This is a genomic window from Nissabacter archeti (assembly GCF_018257325.1).
Classification (GTDB): Bacteria; Pseudomonadota; Gammaproteobacteria; order Enterobacterales; family Enterobacteriaceae; genus Chimaeribacter; species Chimaeribacter arupi.
Genome location: NZ_JAERKB010000020.1, coordinates 1 through 23,178, shown reverse-complemented (window position 1 = coordinate 23,178; position 23,178 = coordinate 1). Strand labels below are relative to the sequence as shown.

At 52.2% G+C, this 23,178-nt stretch carries 15 protein-coding genes and 2 tRNA genes; 7 read left to right on the top strand and 10 right to left on the bottom strand.

Translation table 11 applies throughout. From position 1 onward, the window contains the following. Nucleotides 1-31: 31 nt before the first annotated feature. Nucleotides 32-865, bottom strand: a complete 834-nt coding sequence (locus JK232_RS21300; RefSeq protein WP_072928620.1) for an ABC transporter substrate-binding protein — start codon at nt 863-865, stop codon at nt 32-34. A gap of 202 nt (nt 866-1,067) precedes the next feature. On the opposite strand from JK232_RS21300, the gene JK232_RS21295 reads away from it, so the two are divergent. Then, the gene (locus JK232_RS21295; protein WP_101829275.1) at nt 1,068-2,132 is read left to right on the top strand and encodes a LacI family DNA-binding transcriptional regulator; all 1,065 of its coding nucleotides are present in this window, start codon (nt 1,068-1,070) and stop codon (nt 2,130-2,132) included. A gap of 67 nt (nt 2,133-2,199) precedes the next feature. Here JK232_RS21295 and JK232_RS21290 read toward each other — a convergent pair whose 3' ends face one another. The 4 genes from JK232_RS21290 to JK232_RS21275 form a co-directional block, all read right to left on the bottom strand. Next, entirely contained in the window at nt 2,200-4,086 is a 1,887-nt protein-coding gene (locus JK232_RS21290) for a response regulator receiver domain (protein ID WP_212589674.1), read from the bottom strand. After that, complete coding sequence (locus JK232_RS21285) at nt 4,079-7,048, bottom strand: ATP-binding protein (protein WP_212589673.1); 2,970 nt, start codon at nt 7,046-7,048, stop codon at nt 4,079-4,081. The genes JK232_RS21290 and JK232_RS21285 overlap by 8 nt, the downstream gene beginning before the upstream one ends. Next, nucleotides 7,045-8,190: a DNA cytosine methyltransferase gene (locus tag JK232_RS21280; RefSeq protein ID WP_212589672.1), complete on the bottom strand. Its 1,146-nt coding sequence runs from the start codon at nt 8,188-8,190 to the stop codon at nt 7,045-7,047. The genes JK232_RS21285 and JK232_RS21280 overlap by 4 nt, the downstream gene beginning before the upstream one ends. 351 nt (nt 8,191-8,541) lie before the next feature. Beyond that, nucleotides 8,542-9,306, bottom strand: coding sequence for an HNH endonuclease (locus tag JK232_RS21275; RefSeq protein ID WP_212589671.1), 765 nt, complete (start codon nt 9,304-9,306; stop codon nt 8,542-8,544). A 356-nt stretch (nt 9,307-9,662) separates the two neighbouring features. Here JK232_RS21275 and JK232_RS21270 point away from each other — a divergent pair, with 356 nt between their 5' ends. Beyond that, nucleotides 9,663-10,145, top strand: a complete 483-nt coding sequence (locus JK232_RS21270; RefSeq protein ID WP_212589670.1) for a very short patch repair endonuclease — start codon at nt 9,663-9,665, stop codon at nt 10,143-10,145. 156 nt (nt 10,146-10,301) lie between these two features. On the opposite strand, the gene JK232_RS21265 is transcribed toward JK232_RS21270, so the two are convergent. Both JK232_RS21265 and JK232_RS21260 read right to left on the bottom strand, forming a co-directional pair. Next, a complete protein-coding gene (locus JK232_RS21265) occupies nt 10,302-10,646 on the bottom strand; it encodes a hypothetical protein (protein WP_212589669.1) in 345 nt (114 codons plus the stop codon). A gap of 210 nt (nt 10,647-10,856) precedes the next feature. After that, the gene (locus JK232_RS21260; protein ID WP_212589668.1) at nt 10,857-14,165 is read right to left on the bottom strand and encodes a DEAD/DEAH box helicase; all 3,309 of its coding nucleotides are present in this window, start codon (nt 14,163-14,165) and stop codon (nt 10,857-10,859) included. A 241-nt stretch (nt 14,166-14,406) separates the two neighbouring features. On the opposite strand from JK232_RS21260, the gene JK232_RS21255 reads away from it, so the two are divergent. The 4 genes from JK232_RS21255 to JK232_RS21240 all read left to right on the top strand — a co-directional run bounded on the left by JK232_RS21255 (nt 14,407) and on the right by JK232_RS21240 (nt 20,978). Further along, a complete protein-coding gene (locus tag JK232_RS21255) occupies nt 14,407-16,056 on the top strand; it encodes a dihydroxyacetone kinase subunit DhaK (RefSeq protein WP_101829273.1) in 1,650 nt (549 codons plus the stop codon). A gap of 243 nt (nt 16,057-16,299) precedes the next feature. After that, complete coding sequence (locus tag JK232_RS21250) at nt 16,300-17,658, top strand: glycoside-pentoside-hexuronide (GPH):cation symporter (RefSeq protein ID WP_101829272.1); 1,359 nt, start codon at nt 16,300-16,302, stop codon at nt 17,656-17,658. A 10-nt stretch (nt 17,659-17,668) separates the two neighbouring features. Next, on the top strand, nt 17,669-19,705 hold the full coding sequence (locus JK232_RS21245) for a glycoside hydrolase family 31 protein (RefSeq protein ID WP_212589667.1): 2,037 nt from the start codon (nt 17,669-17,671) through the stop codon (nt 19,703-19,705). A 271-nt stretch (nt 19,706-19,976) separates the two neighbouring features. Next, nucleotides 19,977-20,978, top strand: coding sequence for a LacI family DNA-binding transcriptional regulator (locus tag JK232_RS21240; protein ID WP_101829270.1), 1,002 nt, complete (start codon nt 19,977-19,979; stop codon nt 20,976-20,978). 6 nt (nt 20,979-20,984) lie between these two features. Here JK232_RS21240 and JK232_RS21235 read toward each other — a convergent pair whose 3' ends face one another. After that, nucleotides 20,985-22,082: a GGDEF domain-containing protein gene (locus JK232_RS21235; protein WP_072928628.1), complete on the bottom strand. Its 1,098-nt coding sequence runs from the start codon at nt 22,080-22,082 to the stop codon at nt 20,985-20,987. 265 nt (nt 22,083-22,347) lie between these two features. Between JK232_RS21235 and JK232_RS21230 the strand changes: the two genes are divergently transcribed. Then, nucleotides 22,348-22,635, top strand: a complete 288-nt coding sequence (locus tag JK232_RS21230) for a DUF1435 domain-containing protein (RefSeq protein ID WP_072928629.1) — start codon at nt 22,348-22,350, stop codon at nt 22,633-22,635. A 208-nt stretch (nt 22,636-22,843) separates the two neighbouring features. Here the strand turns inward: JK232_RS21230 and JK232_RS21225 are convergent. Then, nucleotides 22,844-22,930 (bottom strand) — tRNA-Leu (locus JK232_RS21225). A gap of 42 nt (nt 22,931-22,972) precedes the next feature. Further along, nucleotides 22,973-23,059: transfer RNA gene (locus JK232_RS21220), tRNA-Leu, on the bottom strand. Between the last annotated feature and the right edge of the window lie 119 nt (nt 23,060-23,178).

The window sequence follows — 23,178 nt, the reverse complement described above, 5'->3', positions numbered from 1 at the left end:
TGAGCGGACTGAACGCGGAACGTTCGCGGAGTTACTGGGGCAGGTACTGCTTCGGCAGCGGCGAGCCGGGGAACCACTTCTCGTAAAGCTGTTTCCAGGTGCCGTCCTGCATCGCGTCTTTGATCGCTTTATCCAGCGCGGCCTTGAACGCCGGTTTATCTTTGGCGATCGCCACGCCGGCCGGGGCATCAAAGGAGGGGATGTCAGCGGCGGTGACCAGCTTAAAGCGTTCGGCGTAACTTTTGGCGGCTTCGTTATCGAGGAAAATCGCGTCCAGCGTGCCGTTGTTCAGCGCCGAGACGGCGGCGTTGTTATCCGGGAAGCGCACCACGTCGGTCTGCTTGAAATGCTGGATCGCATAGGCTTCCTGCAAGGTGCCCTGCACCACGCCCAGGCGTTTTTGCGCCAGCGTCTCGACGTTCTTCACGCCGGAGTCGCTGCGCGTCAGCACCGTGAGGAAGCCCACCAGATAGCCGGTGGAGAAATCCACGGTCTTCGCGCGTGCTGGGGTGATGCCGATGGCGGCCACGCCCGCGTCATACTGGCCGTTCGCCACCGCCGGCAAAATGGCCGTGAAATCCTGGCCGATAAAATCAACCTGCTCGATGCCGAGGCGGTGGGCGACGTTCTTGAAAAACTCCACATCGAAGCCGGTAAACTGGCCGGTTTTGTCAGTAAAGGTGTAGGGTTTGGCGTCGCCGAGGCTGGCGACCCGCAGGTGGCCCGGCTCGATCAGGCCATAGGGGTTATTGTCAGCGGCGGCATAGGCACCGAAGGAACAGAACGCGGCCGATGCAAACAGCGTAGCGGCCAGGGCAGGCAGGCGGTTGTGCCGGGAGTTATGCAGATGTTTATGCGATGTCATAAGCTCGTCCGTTTTAGTCAGGTGTAAACATCAGAGTCTGTTGAACCGGCGGCGTTATGGTAGTATGAGACCGGTCTCAACGCAGGTGACTGTTTGGCCCTGTGACTCATGTGAGACCGGTCTCAAGCAGTTGTAGAGATAATAAGCACAGCGCTTTTAGAGCGTCAACATTCATGTTAACAACTTGTGATACAATTTCATTATGACCAACATTTTGCCTCCCATTAAAGCGCCGACCGTTGCCGATGTCGCAAGGGCTGCCAACGTTTCCAAAGCCCAGGCGGCGCGCGCACTGGGCGGCTATGGTGCGGTCAGCGAAGAGGTGCAGATCCGGGTTAACCGTGCGGCGGCGGAGCTGGGCTACCGGCCGAATGAGCTGGCGCGCAGCATGAACACCGGCCGCTCCAACACCATCGGCGTGATCGTCGGGGACATCGAGAACCCGCACTTTGGCCTGGCGTTGCGCGGCATGGCGGACGTAGCGCGGCTGGCGGGTTACCACCTGCTGCTGAGCAACAGCGACGAGCAGCTTCCGGCCGAGCAGGACGCGGTTCACGTGATGCTGGAGAAGCGCGTGGACGGCATCATCGTCGCGCCGTGCAGTTCGGCCGCCGATGATAACGCGCACCTGGCGCAGATCCTGGCGGCAGGGCGGGCGCTGGTGCTGTTTGACCGGGCGGTCGAGGGGCTGGAGGTGGAGGCGATCTGTGCTGAATTCACCCGGCCGGCGCGGGAAGCCACGCGCCAACTGTTAGCGGCCGGGCACCGGCGTATTGCGTACATCACCAGTATGCGCTGCGCGGAGCCGTGGCGTTACCCGGAAGATTTCGGGCTGACCCCGGTGGCCCAGCGCGTCGGCGGCATGGAGCAGGCCTTCACCGACGCCGGATTGCCGTTCGATCCTACGCTTATCAAAGCCAACGCCCTGGATGACGCCTCGATCGCGCGGATTGTCGACGATCTATGGCAACGTCCTGCGCCACCGACGGCGCTGATCGCTTCCGACAGCCTGATCGCCATGTCACTGCTGCGTGAACTGAGCCAGCGCGGCCTGCGCATCCCGCAGGATCTCTCATTCGTGATGTACGACAACTTCCCCTGGACGGAGATCGTCAACCCGCCGCTGACTGTGGTCGCCCAGCCGGTCTACGAGATGGGCCGCGAAGCCGCCCGCCGCCTGATCGCCCGCATCAAAGGCGAAGAAACCGGGCCGATGCCGCCCTTTACCGCAGAGCTGCTGGTCAGGGGGTCGATTGGGGTGGTGTGAGGGGAAAATTAAACTAGGGAAGCCACATTTACTATAGGCTCCCCGCCAATGAATTGGTCAGCTTTAGCTAGGGAGATATATACCCAAGGCCAATGCGACTTACGCTAGTTCCAACACGTTGAATATAATTTAATGCATATTCATATCTTAGTTTAGCAACTACCTCCGCTTCTTTACGGTCACTTCTAATTTTCGGATCATCAAGTTCGAGCTGAAGTTCTAATAAAGATAATTTACCGCGTTTAATCACCCCACCGTTTTCAGCAACGAAAGCACACCAATCGACTTTTTGAATAGCTGGGTTATTCGAGTCGTCTTTTGGTGATTTTATACCGAGACCCAATATTTCACCATTATGTTCAACATAGCAATAAGATCCGCTATTGATATGTAGATCACTTAGTGAATTTGGATTGGAAGGATGCAGCTTTATTGCGGTAAAAGGACGTAAAGTTGTATTAGTGCCTTTTTTAAAAGCTATCGTGTTTTGCCCTGGTTGCAAATCACAAGCAGGAGTTGCACATACCCACCATGTACCATCCAATATAAAAATATGCCCGCTATCTAACTGTTCAGAAGAGTCTTCTATCAGTTTCTCTTTTGTCGGCAAACAACAAATATAGCGGTTATATTGGTTGACAGCTTTTTTTCTGTCAGCAGAACTGTTTAAATTCACTTTGTAATGCTCTTGGAAAGTGAACCCACTTAATTCATCAGCCGAATAAATTTTTTGGCCAAAATTTGCAATTTTATCTTCTACCAGAAATGAAAGCATTTCAGATAGACGAGATACATGATCTTTCAGTTTATATGAGCGAAGCATTTTAATCTGTTCTAAGGGAAGGCCCTCCATACCAGGCTTGCGTATTGTTTCATAAAATTTAGCAAATGCATGTTTCTGCTGTAAAGACGTATCTTCAACATCTGCTCCAAAACGGCTGATTTCATCACGATACTTCGCAGAAAGTAATCGAGAAGGAGTTGGTTTCCAATCAATAAGAGCATTTTCAAGTTCTGCTAAAAGATTATCAGGCCCTTTACTCACAAAGCATACAAAACCACGAGGAGTATGCAACCATTTACAAGACTCAGATATATTCCAAGATAGCATTTGGGGAGGTGATTCTGTGAAGTCAGCAGTATATCTTGATTCAAATTCTTTAATAGCCCAATAAAAAAAATATTTTTTTTTCTTAGTCTCTAAATTTAAACATTCAGCCCAAGTGCAAAGAGCCGAAAAAGAGCCAATCCCTTGCATAAAGTCACCTAAGGCTTTCTGTAGCCCGCCTTCTGGATGGCGAACTTTAAAATAGGTTGCCATGTCAATATGTTCAGTGATAAGACTACGATCAAATTCTTGAGCATCTTCTTTATCCTCAATCAATAGTTCTATTTCACTAACTTCATCACTACAGGCATTGTCATATTGAGAAGTGCAGCTTTTCATTAGGGAGCGAAGGCATTCATATATAACATTATCAAGATTTTCGCTTGTATGAACTACTACTAAGTTGAAATGCTGATTCCTTAAAACAGAAGCAAGAATTTTCCTGGCGATATCACCACCAGTCCCTCCCTCGGCACCTTCTAAGTTATAATCTAAAACCAATAAATCAGATTGGTGTAAATGGTCTGCCAACTCTTTTGGAGTTTCACTACCAGCGCTTTTCTCTGCAAAGTTGGTTGAAATTCCGTCATGAATGTCAATAATGAAACCGGGTTTTTTGTTTCTAAACTCTTTGATCAACTTCATGACTTCATTAGAAATATTGGGATCTTTCCATGACTTTTTAAGGCAATGCTGATTTATTAAAGAGCTACTTTCATTATCTGCTATATAAAAAGAAAAAATCTCTTCCCAGGTTGGATATTGGTCATCAACGATCAATACCGAACGGAGAGGCGCTATAAATGCTTCATGAACCAGATCTTTAAAAGTAGTTGCCTCAGCCATAATAAGCCCCCTTGAAATTTATTACAAAGTTAGCGCCTGATAATTTTTTGAATTTATTCTCTGTAGCGTATTCGATAGAATGGCCGCCTGCGATTAAATTCGCTCGACAAAGGTATAATCCAATACCTCTACCACCACTAGATTTACGAGTAAAGAACATCTTGAATAAATTTTCCTGATCTACTGGATTAATGCCAGGACCATTATCGGAAATAATGATCTTGTCATCAAAGACCGAGAGGAGAATTTCCGGCCCAGGTGTGTGGGAAGTTACAAGCCAATAGACGCTATTATTTACTAGGTTTACAAAAACTGGATACAAGCGTGACGGCTGTTCATATATCGAGAACAAATTAAAACTTTCAGAGGCATGTATTTTAATAGCTCTATTCCTAGTAACAGTTTCAAAAAATCTAACTAAATATTTTACAATTTCACTCCCGAAAATTTGCCGGCGAGTTTTACTTCCAGAAACCTTTAACGGCGCGAGAAACTCAAGCTGTTGGCTGATAGCCTCAAAACCTTCTACAACAAGGTTAGTTCCGGGAGCCTCTCCAGCTTCTCTTATTCGCCTAATACCTTCCCTGACCATTCTTTCATTATTGGTTAATTCATGGCCCAATATTTCTACTGTGATGCCTAGTTGAGCGACTTGATTCAGTCGATTCAAATCCTCACGTAAAGTAATATTTTCTGCTGACCCCTGTCGAGCGATAAGCTCAATATTTATATTTTCGCTCATTAGTTCAAGAGCATCCAAATAGGATTGAAATGTATCTTCATTATCCGTATCAAGCTTGGTATAAATCGCTTTCATCTGTTCTAACGCTTCATCAAGACCAAGAAGTTTTAATCTGACTTGATTAATTAAAGGCATAGCTTCATAATGAAAAGCTTTACTACGTTCATCAAAGAGTGCTAACACTCGATTTCTTTCAGCTTCTTGTAATGCGTCTATTGATTTACGCCAGGATCGTAATCGGCCTTGAAGCCTGCCGGCATGGCTATTAAGCTGCTTCTGAGCAATATCTTCAGGTTTTGAAGGATTAATTTTTTGAATAGCAATTGCTCGCTTTTCCTCAAGGGCACGGATAAGATCCATCGCTCTAGCATACATGGCTCTGAAGCTGCGATAATCATCTTCCATTGATCCAAGTTTTGCCGGCGCTCCAGTCATCCGTAAATCGCTCAATCGGATGCTTAACTCGCTAATCAATACTTGAGTATTAATAAGGTCCTGCTCATCGCTTATATAAAGGTTAGAGGATATATCATCTATCTCATTAAAAAGAATGTTCAAAATCGGTAGATTTGTTTTTAGGTTAGCGCGAAATCTTTTTGCGTTCATTTTCGCAAATGCTTTACGTTCTTTCTCAGCTTTCTCCTTTAAATTCTGTACCTGTATTTCAGGAAGAAGCTCTTTCCGAAGATCTGAATTACTTCCAAAATATTCGTAAGCAGCGCGTTTTAAAATGTTTTTAACAATCTCTCGTAACACTTTAGTTGCACGGTTATCGATAAAACCTTCACGGCCAGCCTTATCTCGTAGGTTCGGATTCATCTCTCTAGAGATGGCAATACGGCCGAACATGCGCCTAGCATTCCAAAATTCACGTCCTGCATTAATGCTACGCTGTTTTTCAATTTCAAAAAAGTCATTACTTTCTCGACCATAAGGTAGAACGCGTAATCCATTGCGAAATATTAAAAATCCACTATGTTGCTGAGCAAGATTATTAAAGCGTGTGAAATCTTCATTTGACAAAGTTGAATTATTTCTTGTTTGTTCAAAGGTAGCAAGATGTAGGCCAAATGGGCCAATGAATGTGGTTGGCCCTTTAGGGATAGTTAGGTCTTTAGGGGGATAAATTTCATAATCAATTCCTAATTTTTGCCATTCTCCAAATGCTTTAACTTGTCCCCTAAAGATGCCATCTGAATCAACATTTCCTGATAAAACATGCTCCATTTCTTCTGTAATTTCACGATTTATAGCTTCTCGATCATTTTCTATGATGGACGAAGAAACCGCTCCAGACCATACCCTTACTTCACAGGAAAAGTCAGGATCAAATGCATTAAACTCGCTAGAGTCTATCCCAACATATGGATCTGTAAATACAGAAAGAGTGCTGAAAAAAGCATTTCTTATATTCTTGATGTTTGAGTCAAGATCAATGGATGGCAATTGTGCTTTAAGATCATAGTTAATATCAGATACAATCAATGCGGTACCATGTTCTTTTATGCCGCGCCAAACTGACCACGGTTCAAAATGGTGTTCTTCAAATCGTGCATTAATGATTGTATTAGCAATGAGTTCAGAGGGTTTTCTCACTTTTGGGTCATTATCCAGTATCACCCGATCATAAGTATCCCATGCAAGTTTTAGGCGGTCAGTTCGTTTTTCATCTGAAGCATCACCCAAAATATTTTTAGCTAAACGCTCAAATAATTGTGGAATTAAATGAAAAACTTCTGATTTATTGGAGAACTGTGTTACCGGAATCTCAATGTCTGATAATATCAAATATGGGTTTTCAAAAATTCGCCAATCAATAAGTGCAGCGACAAAATCTGCATCTTTCCTCTTGCTAACAATAAGCAGAAGCGGGCCAAGGTTCGCTGATGACAGCCGACCAATCCCTTTTTGACCTTGCCTGGTCCGCTTTGGTAAACCATCTCTATCACTCTCGTCTGAAGTACTTTTGTCGTATTTCGAATCAGTTCCAACAACAAGCCACCGATTAATGAACTGATCATAGTTCATGCCGTGTCCATCATCAAAAACAGCTGCTACCGGCTCTTGGTCGTCAAAAATGTGGAGGCTTACATTACGTGCGTAAGCATCATAGGCGTTTTTCCAGAGCTCTGAAATGGCCGTAGGGCAGTCAGCAATTTGCTCACGCCCTAAATGGTCAATTGTTCTGGCCTGGGTACGAAAAGCAAGTGTTTCAATCATACTTTCTCAACTTCATTTTCTTTGACGTCGGTAACTACATCTACAGGCGCCTGGTTAAATGGTCTATCAATTAAATTACTTTTTATATATTGAATCAAGTATCTGCCAAGCTCAACGGGTACTGCATTGCCAATTTGACGGCCAGCAGCAGTTAGTCCACCTTCAAAAACAAAACTGTCCGGGAATGTTTGAATCCTTGCCGCTTGTCGTAGCGTAATACCATGATGCTCTGTCGGATGCACAAAGCGGCCCTTCGATGGATTAATACATGCAGTAGTCATCGTCGGCGCTGGCTCACTTGGATTAATTCGGCCATATACATCTTTATGTCCATCATGTTTTTTATGGCAAGGAAGAACACGGCCTGAATCTTTGCGACTTCCGCCATTTATAGGAGTATTACGAAATGTATTTACTAAATCAGGGCCATGATTCATGTGGATATCATTTACATCGTTTTCTGGAGCAGGTTTAAAAACGTCTGCACATGAAACCCAGTCTTTCTGCCCCATCTTCGCCTTTTCCGATGCTACGTGAGTTGCTTTTGGTGGCCATATAAACCCCTGAGCATCGGCATGATCTCTAATTCCTAAGATAAAGACTCGCTTCCTTCTTTGTGGAACACCAAAATCTCGGGCATCTAATACCACGGGATCAAGTACTTGATAACCAGCCTTCATTCCTTCCTCATAAAATTGCTCAAGGTAAGATTTGTGGCGGTCCCAAAGTATTCCAGGAACATTTTCCATTAGAAAAACACGTGGACGGAATGCCTTAACGAAGCGAAAGTATGCAAGAACTAATTCATTACGAGGATCATCGACGCCTGCATCTAATATTCGGTGAGTCGAAAAACCTTGACATGGCGGCCCACCGAGAAGTAGATCACATTCAGCATCTCCAAGATGTTCAGAACGTACTATCTCAGGAATGTAATCTAATATGCTGTTATCTAAGACTTTTACTTTTTTTGCCTTTTTATATTTTAACAAGTTGGCTTTATAAGTTTTTACTGCATAAGGGTCATTTTCAATAGCAACTGCGACCGAACAGCCTGCCAAAACTGCTGCAAGTGAAAAACCTCCCGCGCCCGCAAACAAATCAACAACAACAGGGTCAACTTCAAGAATTTTTTTATCCATTTTAATTCCGAGCACTCAGATAAGGTTAATTTTAAAACAAATCAATAAGATGCCTTATGATTCATGCCAGTTTTAATGTATATAGTAGGTTGAGCTACCTATCCATTGAAGTGCTGGCGTATACATCATGACCTCAATAATGATTACAATACAATATGTTACCGTATGCTCCCATCGAGAAAAACCCAAGCAGCCGGTCTATGTAATGAAAGCAACTATGGAAATTCAAACCCTATAGTTTACTATGGACTTTCTTTATGCGAAAGAGTCACTGAACATCCATAAGCTCGCAAGAGCCCCTAAAGGAGAGTTATTTAAATATTTCATTTAATGATTTTTAACGCTAAAAGCCTACAAGCTATCTATAAAAATTTTTTTTCGATGAAAATCTAAGTGCGAACTGCAAGGCGAAAACTGAGCAGAGTGACGAATTTTTACCCCTTCATACTTTAAAAAATTATTCTGCGCTGCAATGCTTTTTAAGTTTTTAAGGTGGACAGATAATACAAGCTCTAAATTTTCATTAAAGGTAATAAGCCCTTGGTCAAATGCACGATCATGAAGATTAGAAAGACACAAACCATTTCTGGGGTCTAAACGATACTGCGCATCTTCCTTCCATGGTCTAATATGGCTGGCAACGAGTAATATGGGGTCTTCTAAGCCTGTTATACAGCAGCGATACTCATATGCTTCAAGAACACGTTTACGAAAGAGCTGCTGGCCGATACGTGTTTTAACATTAACAATTTTTTCTTTTCCTATGAAATCTATAGGCTTCGCAATAGGTTTTACTACATCAGGCTTTCCAAAGGTTGCTATTGCTGCTTGAAACTTATGCTCGAATATATCAGGATCTTGATTCATCTCCAGCCATAAGCTTTGATCTGCTTTAGAAGCGCCGGTTAATCCACTGCGGCCGGTATTTGTGATCGAAGGGTCTAAGCTGGCTATGTTGACCAACTTCATGGCAAGCGCTGAAGGTGTCCGTCCGATTAGGTCAGCATAATATATAATATCAGGATTACGCGAGTGCATTTTACCAAAGGGCATTTGAGTGTATAGGGCAAAAGCAACTAACAGTTGTTCACGAGTCCAAAGTTTTGTGGATGACATATGCTTACCTGGTAATTTAGAATTTATAAAATATTATGACACTAAAGTTAACATTTTATCCAGCATGAATAAAGTAAGTTATAAATACATATAACTATTTGATTTAATGGCAATATCTTTTCGAAAAAGCATAATAACGTAAAGTTACTATCTTAAGGGGGGCTACATAGAAGTGTTTTTATCTATTAATTGTATTCCTATATTGGTAACTTAACTTTTTGGGTGTTATTTTTTTACAAAATAGTTTATTTATATAACCAAGATTAAATTAAAAGAATATTATGAATTTTAGCAAGAAGTAAGGAAAGTTCTTAAGTCATGATCATCAGCTGATATGTTTTTAGAAGGGGTGGCAAGTGTCTGATATACATAATACAAAAGTGCGTAGCTTGAATATGGCTGCTGTTCATTCAAAAAATACGGCTCCGGAGCTATGGCTGCGACATCGTTTACATGCGGCAGGATATCGCTATCGCATTCATGTTAAGGGGTTGCCTGGCAGCCCTGATTTAGTTTTCCCAAAATATAAATGTGTTATTTTTGTTCATGGCTGTTTTTGGCATATGCACCTCTGTTCACGTTTCTCATGGCCGATTAACCGAGGGGAATGGTGGAAAAATAAAATACAAGGAAACTACCGCCGGGATTTACAAGACCAAGATAAACTGAGAGAGTTAGGTTGGCGTGTTTTGATAGTATGGCAATGTGCGATAAAAGGGAAAGACAGGATTCCTGAAATTGAATTATTAGGAAGAGTATCAACTTGGCTGGAAAGTGGAGATTCTTTACGGGAGATTCCTGCTTTTCCTTGTGTCACGAATCCAAAATTATTTTGCTAGCAACTTTTTTCTAAGATGGATTCATATGGTTTTTAGAAATCTAAAAAGCAACTACATTAACTTAAGTAAATGCTTCATAGTAAAATTATGAAATATTTTATCAGTAAAAAACAATTGTCAGCCCGCACATTCTAAATTGCGGGCTGATATGAATAATTACCCCTGCTTCTTCAACTCTGCCAGCACGTCGGCGCGGCATTTGGCCGGGTCTTTGGCCAGGGCGCTGCGCTGCTCTTCGCTGAGGTCCATAAACGCGTCGACCACGTCTTCGGCTTCGTCGTCCTGGAACTCTGGTTTGTTCATCGCGGAAGAGGAAACGCCTTTGCCGGCGTGGGCTTTCAGCTGGTCGAGGTAGTGATCGCTGTCGCCTTTGCCGCTGTCCGCTTTTACCTCTTCACACAGGTTATCGATATATACCCCCGTATGGCTGTGGGCATCGTCTGCGGCATGGGCGAAGGCCGAGGCCGCCAGCAGGGCGGAAAAGAGTAATGTTTTTTTCATTGTTGTTGCTCCTGTTGATACCGGGGCCGCCCGTCCGGCAGGCACCCCGTGGAAACGGTGAGGTCATCAAAAACATACTTGGTGAAGCGTCTGTTAAGTATCGGACAAATCGGCAAAACAGGGAGATGAAAAGGCGGATTTTTCAAAGACGGGGGCAGGCGAGGGCGGTCTGCCCCTTGCCGCCGGTAAACGGCAAGGGGAGAGTGACCTTTAACGCGCTTTTTGCTGAGGCAGGGCCGCACCAAGACGATTGAAATAGGGCTTGTTGAGCCAGACATCCGGGTCGCCGATGATGAAGATATTTTTCTGGGCGCGGGTCAGGGCGACGTTAAGCAGGTTGGGTTTACCAGACGCCCAGACAGCGCCGCCGTCATTGTCCGGGTCGCAGCCCAGGACCAGAATCACTGTGTGGTTCTCCTTGCCCTGGAAGGTATGCACGGTGCCGACATGGGTGCTGAGCCAGGCATGGAATGTTTTGGTATTCATGCCGAACCGGGAGGCGCAGGGTGCCAGCAGTTCATGCAGCTTGTTTTTCACCGCTTTGAAAGGCGTGATGACGTATACCTGCTCCAGCTTCTGGCCCTGCTGCACTAAAGCCGCCAGCATCGCCAGTGTCTGTTCACCCAGTTGCGCTTTATATTGCCGGTAAGTACAGCTTCCCTGAGAAACTTGCCAGTGATTGGCCCCCAGCACCGGATGCAGCTGCGGCGCAATCCGTTCCGGCGGGGCACCGTGGATCATGCGGTTGTCATAGGCGATCTGGTTTGCCAGCGAAAACATTGGTTCGATGCAGCGGCGATGCACCCAAAGCGGAATCCCGATCCAGACCGGTTGATCCGTGCCCATCACCGGCAACGTACAACCATAGGGGTTAACGCGGTCGGCCAGTTGCTGGATAGACCAGCGCGACGGGTTCCACGCGTCGCTCCGTTCATGCAGCATCCGCTCACTGAGGTAGTTCACCAGCTTAGGCGGCGTGGTGAAGACCGGCTCAATCTGTAACGGGTCACCGACTACCAGCGCACGGCGGCTGCGCATCAGCCCGCCGACAGCGGCCTGCGGGATCGCCTGCCCGGCTTCATCAATCAGCAGCCAGCCCAGCGCATCCTGGTCAACGCCGTGGAACATCCGGCCCAGTGAAGCAAACGTTGTGGAGATCACCGGCACAATCATAAACAGCAGTTGCCACAGCGGCAGCGGCGCCTGACTGTTACCTTTCATCAGTTCGCCCATCCCGTAGATCTGTTTGGTGGGCCACGCCTCATATAACCAGGCCTGATGCAGCTCCATCGCCGCGACAAACAGCTCGGAACGCAGCGTATTAATGGTTTTATCCTGCCAGAAGGCGTTGCGTTGCAGCGCCGGGTCAGTAATGTCATCGCCCGTGGGCAGGCTGAGATCGGGGTGCTGGGAAGTAAACGCCGTCAGGGTGGTACGGCGAAGATCGTACTGTCGTTGTTGTTCTTCCAGCGTCCCTGCCAGGGACTGCAGCTGTTCCCGGCAACGCGTATGCGCACTTTGCGCAGCAGACAGCGTCTGCTGCAGCGGCCGGCGGGCTTTTTTCAGGGACAGCTGCTGCTCAACCAATGCGGCTAATTTCGCCCGGTACTCACGTGTACCACGGCGATCGAACAGCCGGCTGAAAAAGCCCGGCTGTCTCAGCTCCTGCTGTTTGATTTCCAGCACCACCAGCTCACTCTCTTCATCATGCTGCTGTAGGGCAGCCTGCCGGGCCGTCAGCGCCTGTTGTGCCTGCCGTTCGCTGCGCTGCGCATCGGCATGATGCTGACGTGCCGCAGCCAGAAACGCCTCGCGGGGCGTGGTGCGCAGGTAGTCAGCCAGTTCACTCATCTGTTGCAGGTAGGCCAGGCGATCGTCTACCTGCCGCCGCTTCTCCAGGTAGGCCTTTTTGGCGGCGCTAAACCCCGGCCCCTGATGGAGCGGTTTCCAGCGCCAGATCCGCAGAAAGTCCTCAGCCCCCGGGCGCTCGCGCTCCTGTTCACTGTTTTCTTTATGATGGGTATGACCGGCAAGACGCCACGAAAATTTGGTGCGGTTACTTTTTTTGCCGAGCACGGCTGAGATGGTACCCCAACACTGCGCTTCCGGCGCAAGCGGCAGCAGGTACTCCTCCTCTTCGCCCTGTTTATTGCGGCGTTTGGCTGATTTTGCATTGAGCTGATTCGCCACCGGTTTGAGGTAATCCAGCGTCCGGAACGCCTCACCCAGCGTTTTCACCAGCGGCAGTTCACGGGAGATGTTCTCTACCGCCGCATTATTGGAGGAGGCGACCACCATCTCAAACCCGGTCAGCGCCGGGATCAGTTGCCCTTGCTTGTCCAGCGCATCGGCTGCTGTGTTCAGCGTTGCCAGTACGGCAGCACGTTCCACCAGATTATGGGCGATGATGTCCCGCAGCAGGGTGGTTTTACCGGTGCCGGGCGGCCCGTTGACCGACAGCAGCCCTCCCGCTTGCAGCTCGTGCACCGCAGTATTGATGGCAAACTGCTGCATCAGGGACATGTTATAGGCCGGTTCCGACGGCCAGCGCCCGGCGGGCGTCCCGGCCGGGGCCAGGCGGCTGATAATCAGCGGCAGCCCGTCCCTGCTGTAGAGATCGGCATGTTTCTGCACATGCGGTGTCAGGTAAGTGAGCAGCGTGCGGTTGCCCCGGCCGGTATGTAACAGCCGGATAGCCTGTTCGAGATCGTCAATATAGAAGCTGTTGAGGATCGGTATTTTCCGTTCCTGATCAGCGCCGCCGCTCTCCTCTTCTTCCGGGTCATCGGTAATGTCCTGCTCTTTAGCCGCCGTTTTGCCCGCAATCCGTTTTTTATCAGGGAGCTCCCGCCAGTCCAGGGCAAAAGCAAAAGAGGGCGGCGGCGTGCCTTTGATCTCAGAGGGCGAGAAGGCGGCCCACTGCTCAAGCTGATTCAGCAGAATGAGCAGGGTATTGGCGTCCAGTGTGCAGTGTTCCGGTTCATCCGGGTGAGCCGGCAGGTGAGAAACCAGGCGCATCAGGGCTTCAGAGAGCAGATCACAACGTGAATTAAACGCGGCGGCCGTGAGCTGATCTTCCTGCCCACGCATAAACTGGCCCAGCGCCCAGGGCAGGGTGCTGACTGAGATCCCTTCAAAATCGGGGGTACCGTGTTTATCCAGTTGCAGCTTGGCAAAACAGGTCGGCCCTTCCTGATCCAGACGTTCTTCCAGATCAGTTTTATCCAGCTCACTTAACTCTCCGGCAATACGTTGATCGGTGATATGAGAAATCAGCGACTTATCAAACAACCCAAGATAAAGGGTATAGACGGCCTTGCCCGACGTAATGCCCAGTTGGCGGCAGGCTCCCGCACTTAACCAGGGAAAGAGTGCATTACCGCGCGTGGTTAGTTCCTGTACGGTGATGAAAACCCGGCTGGGTGGCTTACGTTCATCAGGGAGCGAATAGGGTTGGAAAAATTCGATCTGTTGCCAGCTGCGGAGAATGTCCGCGGCCTCCTGTTGCGCGTCAGGCATAGCATCATGTCCTTATGAGAAGGGGTAACGGCAGACGGCACGGCGTCTGAGAACCTGTGAGGCGTTCAGCTTACCATGTGAACAAAAGGTGATGCACTTTTCACCCATGGCTGCCGCACTACTTTTCAGACCCTTTCCCCACGTTCTCCACCACGGGCGGGGCGCGCGCTGTGCTATGGTCGGAGAGGGTTATACTTCGTGATGATGTTTTCATCCGTTCACCAATAAGGGACTGAAAGGTATGTCTAAATTTTTTATGAACGACCGTAAGAACCTGATTAATGACGCTATCGACGGCGTGATCCTCAGTGCGCCGCATGGCAATCTGGCGCGGCTGGAGGTCGATCCGGCGATCCGTATCGTGGTGCGCCGTGACTGGGACAAGCAGCAGGTCGCGCTGATTTCCGGCGGCGGCTCCGGCCATGAACCGGCGCATGTCGGCTTCGTCGGCAAAGGGATGCTGACTGCGGCAGTCTGCGGGGATGTGTTCGCCTCGCCGAGCGTGGATGCGGTGCTGAATGCCATCGTGGCGGTAACGGGTGACGCGGGTTGCCTGCTGATCGTGAAAAACTACACCGGCGACCGGCTGAACTTCGGGCTGGCGGCCGAGCGCGCCAAAAGCCTGGGGTATCAGGTCGATCTGGTGATGGTCGGCGATGATATTTCGCTGCCGGACAACAAACAGCCGCGCGGCATCGCCGGCACGGCGCTGGTGCACAAGATTGCCGGTTACGCGGCGGCGCAGGGGCAGTCACTGGCAGAGGTCAAAGCGCTGGCGCAGCAGGCGATCGACGCGACCGCCAGCATCGGCGTGGCGATGGCAGGCTGTAACCTGCCGGGCGAAGGCGATGAGGAGTCTGAGCGCATCGCGCCGGGCACCGTAGAGCTGGGGCTGGGCATCCACGGCGAACCGGGCGTCAGCACGCTGGAGACGCAAAACAGCCGCGAAATCGTCGCGACGCTGGTGGAAAACCTGCAACGTGTGGTGGATAAGCAGGCGCGGCTGGCGGTGCTTATCAATAACCTCGGCGGCACCTCGCCGCTGGAGATGGCGCAAATCACCAAAGAGCTGGTGCACTCCCGGCTCGGTGACGCCATCGACTACCTGATCGGCCCGGCGCCGCTGGTGAGCGCGCTGGACATGAAAGGCTTCTCGCTCTCCGCCATCGCGCTGAATGAGACGTTCGACACTGCCCTGAAGGCTGAGGTGGAAGTGGCCGGCTGGCAGCCGCTGGTGAAACTGGCGCCGGTGCCGCAGCAGAAAGCGGAGAAAGTCAGCCGGCACGTGAGCGCGGAACCCTCCGATAACCCGCAGGTGAAGCAGGTGGTCGCGACCGTCACCCAAACGCTGGTTGACCTGGAAAGTGCGCTGAACAAGCTGGATGCGCAGGTGGGTGACGGCGACACCGGCTCGACCTTTGCGTCGGGCGCGAAAGCGATCGCCGAGCTGAATGAGGCCGGTAAGCTGCCGCTGGCGGATCTCGCGGCGCTGTTCGCGCTGGTCGGCGACCGCCTGGCGGTGGTGATGGGCGGATCCAGCGGTGTGCTGATGTCGATCTTCTTTACTGCGGCCGGCAAGCAGATCGAAGAGGATCAGGACGTGGCGAAGGCGTTACTCGCCGGGTTGCAGCAGATGAAACATTATGGCGGCGCGGATCTCGGTGATCGCACATTGATCGACGCGCTGCAACCGGCGCTGGAAGCGTTGGATGCCAGGGGTGACCTGGCGGCCGCGGCGAAAGCGGCGAAAGAGGGGGCAGAAGCCACGGCAAAAATGCAGAAAGCCAACGCCGGGCGCTCGGCCTACCTCAGCAGCAACAGCCTGGACGGCATTAAAGATCCAGGTGCCGTGGCGATCGAAAAGGTGTTTGACGCGCTGGCCCGGCAGTAAATCTTCAGCAATACCAGGCGCATGATCACCGGCTGGGGCAACCCGGCCGGTTTTACGATCCCCTTCCCAGACCCTCTCCCCGTGATGCAACCGATTTACCATTTCTATGTTACCGGTATCACAAAAAACAGGAATCGTAATAGCTAAAAGAAATCTGAGAATCGTTATTGCCGTCGTGCTGGCCTATAACCTCAGTTCCCACGGCGCAGCGGGCGCTGCCGTGCTTCACTCACTGGAGCGAACATGACTCAGAGACTTCTTCCCCAACGGCTCTCGGTAAAAGAAAAAGTCGGCTACGGCCTTGGTGATATGGCGAGCCATATCGGGCTGGATAACGTCATCATTTTTCTGACCTTTTACTACACCGACGTGGTCGGGCTGCCTGCGGTGTTTATCGGCACCATGTTTTTGCTGGCGCGCATCGGCGATGCGGTGATTGACCCGGTCATGGGCCTGCTGGCGGACCGCACCTCGTCACGCTGGGGCAAGTTCCGCCCCTATCTGCTGTGGCTGGCGGTGCCGTTTGGGGTGAGCTGTATGCTGACCTATGCGGTGCCGGAATCGCTGTCACTCGGGGCGAAAATGGTGTTCGCCACCGTGACCTACTGCTTCATGATGCTGATGTACACCGCCATCAATATCCCGTACTGCTCGATGGGCGCAGTGATCACCGCCGATAACGAGCAGCGCATCTCGCTGCAATCTTACCGCTTCTTTTTAGCCACGGTGGGCGGCGCGCTCTCGACCTTCTTTATGCTGCCGCTGGCACAGTATCTGGGCGGCGATGACAAGCTGATGGGGTACCGCTGGGCGATGGCGATCATGGCGACGGCGGCGATCGTGATGTTCCTGATCTGCTTCTGGACAACGCGGGAGCGCATTCAGGCCAAACCTTCCCACGCGCACTTTATGACGGATTTGCGTGACCTGTGGCAAAACGACCAGTGGCGGGTGGTGGCGGTGCTGGTGCTTACCAACATCGCGTTCGGCGTGATCCGCTTAGGCGCGCTGATGTACTACGTCACCTATGCGTTGGGGGATGCCGCGCTGTTCTCCTGGCTGCTGGGCGCGCACATCGCCGGGAAAGGGGCGGGCAGCGCGCTGTCAAAAGTGCTGACGCGTGGGCGCAGCAAAATCACGGTCTTCGCCGGGGCGGCCACGATGGCGGGAGTGCTCAGCATCGCGATTTTCTTTATGCCGCCGTCGCTGGCGCTGCTGGTCGGCATGATGTTCCTGGTCTCCACCTTCTACCAAATCACCACCACGCTGATGTGGGTGATGATGGCGGACGTCGCGGACTACGGCGAGTGGAAGCAGGGCAAACGCATGGACGGCACCATCTTCTCCACGCTGCTGGCGGTGCTGAAAATGGGCATGGCCATCAGCGGCGCGGTGGTCGGCTGGACGCTGGGCCTCAGCGGCTACGTCCCTCATGCGGCGGAGCAGAACCCGCAGGCACTGTTCAGCATCATCGCGCTGTTCAGCCTGGTGCCCGGCGTGCTTTCGTTTATCAGCGTGGTCGCACTGCGCTGGTACCGGCTTAACGATGCCACCATGAGTGACATTAACCTGCATAAAGCCGTTTTACAGGGTGACAATTAAAGGAGCGACGATGAGTTTACAGACGCAAGAGAACCGGATCCTGTGGCAATTTGATAACCAGACGCTGGTGGTGGAACCGTGGGGGCGCAACAGCCTGCGGGTGCGCGCCACCTGCCAGCCACGGCTGGATGACGAACCCTGGGCGCTGTTGCCGCCGGAAGCCGTGGAGGGCGTGACCATTGAACAGGGCAACGACTCGCTGACGCTGCGTAACGGCAAGGCAAAAGCGGTGCTGAACAGCCAGGGGCGGCTGGCGTTCTACAATCAGCATGACGAGCTGATCCTTGAGGAGTTCTGGCGGCAGCGCGGCAGTGTCGGCGTCGGTGCCGTGGAGAAGGCGCAGGATAAGTACATCAGCGCGCTGAAACTGGATGCACGGGCGTTCCGGCCGATCCCCGGCGGCAAGCACCAGTTGACGGTGCGTTTTGAGGCGCGCCCGGACGAGAAGATCTACGGCATGGGGCAGTACCAGCAACCGGTGCTGGACCTCAAAGGCTGCGTGCTGGAGCTGGCGCAGCGTAACTCACAGGCCAGCGTGCCGTTTATGGTCTCGAGCCTGGGCTATGGCCTGTTGTGGAATAACCCGGCGGTGGGCGAGGTGCATTTCGCCAAAAACCTCACCGAATGGCGTGCGCAGGTCACGGCACAGATGGATTACTGGCTGACCGTCGGCGATACGCCCTCTGAGATCACCCGCCAGTACGGCACCGCCACCGGCACTGCGCCGCTGATGCCGGAATTTGCCACCGGTTTCTGGCAGTGCAAATTGCGCTACCGCACGCAGGAGGAGCTGCTGTCTGTGGCGCGTGAATACAAACGCCGCGCGTTGCCGATTTCGGTGATAGTCATCGATTTCTTCCACTGGCCGAAGCAGGGCACCTTCTGTTTTGACGAACGTGACTGGCCCGACCCGAAAGCGATGGTCAGCGAGCTGAAGGCGATGGGCATTGAGCTGATGGTCTCCATCTGGCCCACCATTGACGCCACCACCGACAACTACAAACAGATGAAGGCGAAAGGTTACCTGGTCAACAGCGACCGCGGCGTGTCGGTGAACCTCGATTTCCTCGGCAATACCACCTTCTTTGATGCCACCCATCCCGGCGCGCGGCAGTATGTCTGGGATCAGGTGAAACAGAACTACCACGCACACGGCGTGCGTCATTTCTGGCTGGATGAGGCCGAGCCGGAGTACCGCGCTTACGATTTCGACAACTACCGCTACCATCGCGGCCCGGTGCTGGAAGTCGGGAATATCTATCCGCGTGATTTCGCCCAGGCCTTCTGGGATGGCCTGCGCGCGGAGGGCGAACAGGACATCATCAACCTGGTGCGCTGTTCATGGGCCGGCAGCCAGCGCTACGGCGTGCTGGCGTGGTCAGGGGATGTGCATTCGTCGTTTGGATCACTGCGTAACCAACTGGCAGCCGGGCTGAACATGGGCATGGCCGGGATGCCGTGGTGGACCACCGACATCGGCGGTTTCCAGGGCGGCCATGTGGAGGATCCGGCGTTCCGGGAATTGCTGCTGCGCTGGTTCCAGTGGGGCGTGTTCTGCCCGGTGATGCGGCTGCATGGCTACCGTGAACCGCATGTGGCTCCGGCGCAACGTTTTGACAGCAACGGCGTGGCCCAGTGCGACAGCGGCGCGCCGAATGAAGTGTGGAGTTACGGCGAAGAGAATCTGGCGATCATGACGGCCGGGCTGCACCTGCGCGAGAAACTACGCCCCTATATCCAGCGCCAGATGGCGGCCGCCCATGAACATAATGACCCGGTGATGCGCCCGCTGTTCTTTGACTTCCCGCAGGAGGCACAAAGCTGGCAAGTGGAAGACCAGTATATGTTCGGGCCGGATATTCTGGTCGCGCCGGTGCTGTACGCCGGTGAGCGCCGCCGCCGCGTCTGGCTGCCGGCCGGGGCCAATTGGCAGGATCTTCAGGGAGAAACCTATTCCGGCGGCAACTGGATCGACGCGGACGCGCCGCTGGAGGCGATCCCGGTGTTCCTGCGCCAGGGATCGCCGGTGATTGAAGAATTACGGTGATGGCTGAGAGAGGGTGACAGGCACAGCCCCGTCGTCAGCCGGGGCTGATGTGGCGCGGTGCATTCTGTGGCGGGATGTGTCAGCACGTGGTGCAGGGCGGGTGCCCGCTTCCGGCACGTGGCACGTCTTGCTGTTATTCGCTGTGTAGCGGGCATGTCTGTCATCCGCTGTGCGTTGCGGGCATGTCTGTCACGCGCTGCGCGTTGCTGATATTTCTGTCACGCGCTGTGCTTTGCTATGCTGACCCCCTTACCCTTAGTCCGGAAGCTGCATGAAATCCTCCGCTGTGACCCTTGATGATGTCGCCCGCCAGGCCGGTGTCTCTTACCAGACCGTTTCCCGCGTGATCAATCAGGCGCCGCATGTGTCGGCCAAAACCCGGCAGCGGGTCGAGGCGGCGATGGCCGCGCTCAATTATGTGCCGAATCGGGTGGCGCAGCAGTTGGCGGGCAAACGCACGCAGGTATTGGGGCTGGCGACCAGTTCACTGGCACTGCATGCGCCGTCACAGATTGCCGCGGCGATTGAGCAACGCGCCGGGGAAGCAGGCTACAGCCTGGTGATGGCGATGGTACGCGGCAGCGGGCCGGACGCCTGCCGGCAGGCGTTGCAGGAGCTGCGCGCCCAGCGGGTGGACGGCGTGCTGATCAATGCCCCGCTGGGCAGCCGGGACGCCACCGCCCTGGCAGACGCGGCCGGGGCGTGGCCGTTGCTGTTTCTGGATACCGACCCCGCCGGAACGGTGCCGTCAGTGCTGTTTGACCCGGCCGAAGGGGCGCGCTGTGGGGTAAGCCATCTGCTGCAACACGGGCACCGGCAGATCGCACTGCTGGCCGGGGAGGCGCACTCTATTTCCGCACAACTGCGGTTACGGGGCTGGCGCGAGACGCTGGCCGCTGCCGGGCTTGAGCCGGTGGCGGTGGCGCACGGGGACTGGAGCGCGGCCGAGGGGTACCGGCAGACGCAACGCCTGCTGGCGGCCGGGACGCCGTTTACGGCGATGCTGGTGGCGAATGATCAGATGGCACTGGGCGTGCTGCGCGCCTTGCATGAAGCCGGGCGGCAGATCCCGCAACAGGTGTCGGTGGTGGGCTATGACGATACCGCCGACAGCGCCTTTTTCTATCCGCCGCTGACGACGGTACGGCAGGATTTCAGGTTGCTGGGAACGCAGGCAGTGGAAACGCTGCTGGCCGGCATGGAAGGCGGGATGCGCAGCCAGGTTTTACCGGTGACGCTGGTGACGCGCGGCACCACCGGGCGGTGCCGCTGACAGGCATCAGGCCAGCGAAGCCACCTGCTGTTCCTCAATAAGCGCCGGTTCTTCTGCAAATTCAATCGCGTTGCGGCCGTTGTGTTTGGCACGGTAGAGCGCATTGTCTGCCCGCGCCACGGCGGCCATCCAGTCACGATCGGTAAGCGGCGCAATGCCGGTGCTGAGCGTCACATGGGTGGAGACATCCTCACTGAACAAATGCGGGATCTCCAGCGCCAGCACTTCCTGCTGGATGCGCTGCGCCACTTTCATCGCATAGGCGTGCTCTACGTGGGTCAGCAGCACCATAAACTCCTCGCCGCCGTAACGCACCACGATGTCACGCGAGCGCACGTTGTCCCGGATAGCCGCCGCCACCCGCACCAGCGCCTGATCGCCCATCGAGTGGCCATAATTGTCGTTGTAGGCTTTGAAATGGTCGATGTCCATCAGCAGCACATAGTGGCTCTGCGGGCGCATTGGCGCGGTGATCGACGCCCAGCGGTTTTCCAGGCCCCGGCGGTTATAGAGGTTGGTCAGCGGGTCGAGCATGCTGAGATCGCTGAATTTTTCCCGCTCGATATAGAGGTTATCCACCAGCCGCCGCGTAAAGGCGTCGCTGCGTTTTTGCATCAGGTGATGCAGGGAGAACCCGGCCATCGGCAGCGCAATAGTGAATAAGATTCGAATAATATTATGGAATTGATCCAGGTATATCACCATGATCGCCGCCGGTAATACATGCAGGGTAAAGGCAATAAAGTTACCGGAGAGGGCAATAGCACTAATAAAAAATACGCTAAATAAACTCAGCAGCAGAAAGTTTTTATCATCCGGCGCAATCTGGTGGTATTTAAGCGTAATATGCCAGGCCCATAATATCCCGAGCGCAATTGAATAGATATTCAGCAACGTATCCAGCTTGCGCGCACGCAGCAGGGTAAACAGCAGGCCGGTCACGCCCAGCGCGGCGATGATCACCACCGGCATAGTAATCAGCTTCCGGTTGTCGACCGTAGTCAACATAGTAAAAATAGACGATGCAGTATTAAGGAATAAAAAGAGTAATAGGGAAAGCCGATGCCTACTTTTGACAAGCTCGTCATAGGAATGCAAATTCATATCATTTCACTCTGGTTAAACGCTATCATTTTGAAAACAATATTAAAATAATAAAATGTCTGGCTACAAATGCCTGCCGCCGATCTATAATTAACCGGCGTGACTATTTGCTTAATAATTATTTAGTTGGTGCTAAGAAAGCAAATTACCATTTTTGTATAGCAGTGTCATCCTTGTACAAGAATTCTCAGAAAAGGGTGAAAAAACGGCATTGATGCTATATGATATTAATTCTCATTATCACTTCATTGTTTAGGGAATTAAAATGGTGGCAGCGATGATTACCGTGTGCGGGATGTGGAGCCTGGTGTGGTGCCTGGGGCGGAAGCTCTCTGGGGCGTGGGGTGTTCTGGTGCCGTGCGCGCTGTTGCCGGTGCTGGCGATGATGGAGATAAGCCTGGATACGCTGCGGCTGTTGGTAATGGGGGCGATGCTGGTAACGCTGGGGATGCTGTTCAACCGGCATTTGCGCCACTATATCCTGGTGCCGTCCTGCATGGCGCTGGCGGGCGGGCTGGCTGCGATGTCACTGAATTTTAACCTGTTGAATTAAAAGTAAAAAGCAAAACGGGAAACGGCAGTTTCCTGGGCTTTTTTGTTTAATGCGGGGTTAAGGCTGTTTCAGCGCAAGAACGCTAAGGAAAAACAATGCGGGATAATGATACGGGTTAAAGCGGGAAAAGAGTGCGATGGATAACGACACAAGATGAGACAACGACAGGGGAGAAACGTGGGGGAGATAACTCAGCGGGGGAATCATGTGGTGCGAAGAGAGGGACTTGAACCCTCACGTCCGTAAGAACACTAACACCTGAAGCTAGCGCGTCTACCAATTCCGCCACCTTCGCACAGATGATTCTGCTGCTTTACTCGGTTTAATTCACATCGCATGGTGCGAAGAGAGGGACTTGAACCCTCACGTCCGTAAGAACACTAACACCTGAAGCTAGCGCGTCTACCAATTCCGCCACCTTCGCACAGATGATTCTGCTGCTTTACTCGGTTTAATTCACATCGCATGGTGCGAAGAGAGGGACTTGAACCCTCACGTCCGTAAGAACACTAACACCTGAAGCTAGCGCGTCTACCAATTCCG

Coding starts and splice junctions, on each gene's coding strand:
- JK232_RS21300 (WP_072928620.1), bottom strand. CDS start 865: ATGACATCGCATAAACATCTGCATAACTCCCGGCACAACCGCCTGCCT.
- JK232_RS21295 (WP_101829275.1), top strand. CDS start 1,068: ATGACCAACATTTTGCCTCCCATTAAAGCGCCGACCGTTGCCGATGTC.
- JK232_RS21290 (WP_212589674.1), bottom strand. CDS start 4,086: ATGGCTGAGGCAACTACTTTTAAAGATCTGGTTCATGAAGCATTTATA.
- JK232_RS21285 (WP_212589673.1), bottom strand. CDS start 7,048: ATGATTGAAACACTTGCTTTTCGTACCCAGGCCAGAACAATTGACCAT.
- JK232_RS21280 (WP_212589672.1), bottom strand. CDS start 8,190: ATGGATAAAAAAATTCTTGAAGTTGACCCTGTTGTTGTTGATTTGTTT.
- JK232_RS21275 (WP_212589671.1), bottom strand. CDS start 9,306: ATGTCATCCACAAAACTTTGGACTCGTGAACAACTGTTAGTTGCTTTT.
- JK232_RS21265 (WP_212589669.1), bottom strand. CDS start 10,646: ATGAAAAAAACATTACTCTTTTCCGCCCTGCTGGCGGCCTCGGCCTTC.
- JK232_RS21260 (WP_212589668.1), bottom strand. CDS start 14,165: ATGCCTGACGCGCAACAGGAGGCCGCGGACATTCTCCGCAGCTGGCAA.
- JK232_RS21255 (WP_101829273.1), top strand. CDS start 14,407: ATGTCTAAATTTTTTATGAACGACCGTAAGAACCTGATTAATGACGCT.
- JK232_RS21250 (WP_101829272.1), top strand. CDS start 16,300: ATGACTCAGAGACTTCTTCCCCAACGGCTCTCGGTAAAAGAAAAAGTC.
- JK232_RS21245 (WP_212589667.1), top strand. CDS start 17,669: ATGAGTTTACAGACGCAAGAGAACCGGATCCTGTGGCAATTTGATAAC.
- JK232_RS21240 (WP_101829270.1), top strand. CDS start 19,977: ATGAAATCCTCCGCTGTGACCCTTGATGATGTCGCCCGCCAGGCCGGT.
- JK232_RS21235 (WP_072928628.1), bottom strand. CDS start 22,082: ATGAATTTGCATTCCTATGACGAGCTTGTCAAAAGTAGGCATCGGCTT.
- JK232_RS21230 (WP_072928629.1), top strand. CDS start 22,348: ATGGTGGCAGCGATGATTACCGTGTGCGGGATGTGGAGCCTGGTGTGG.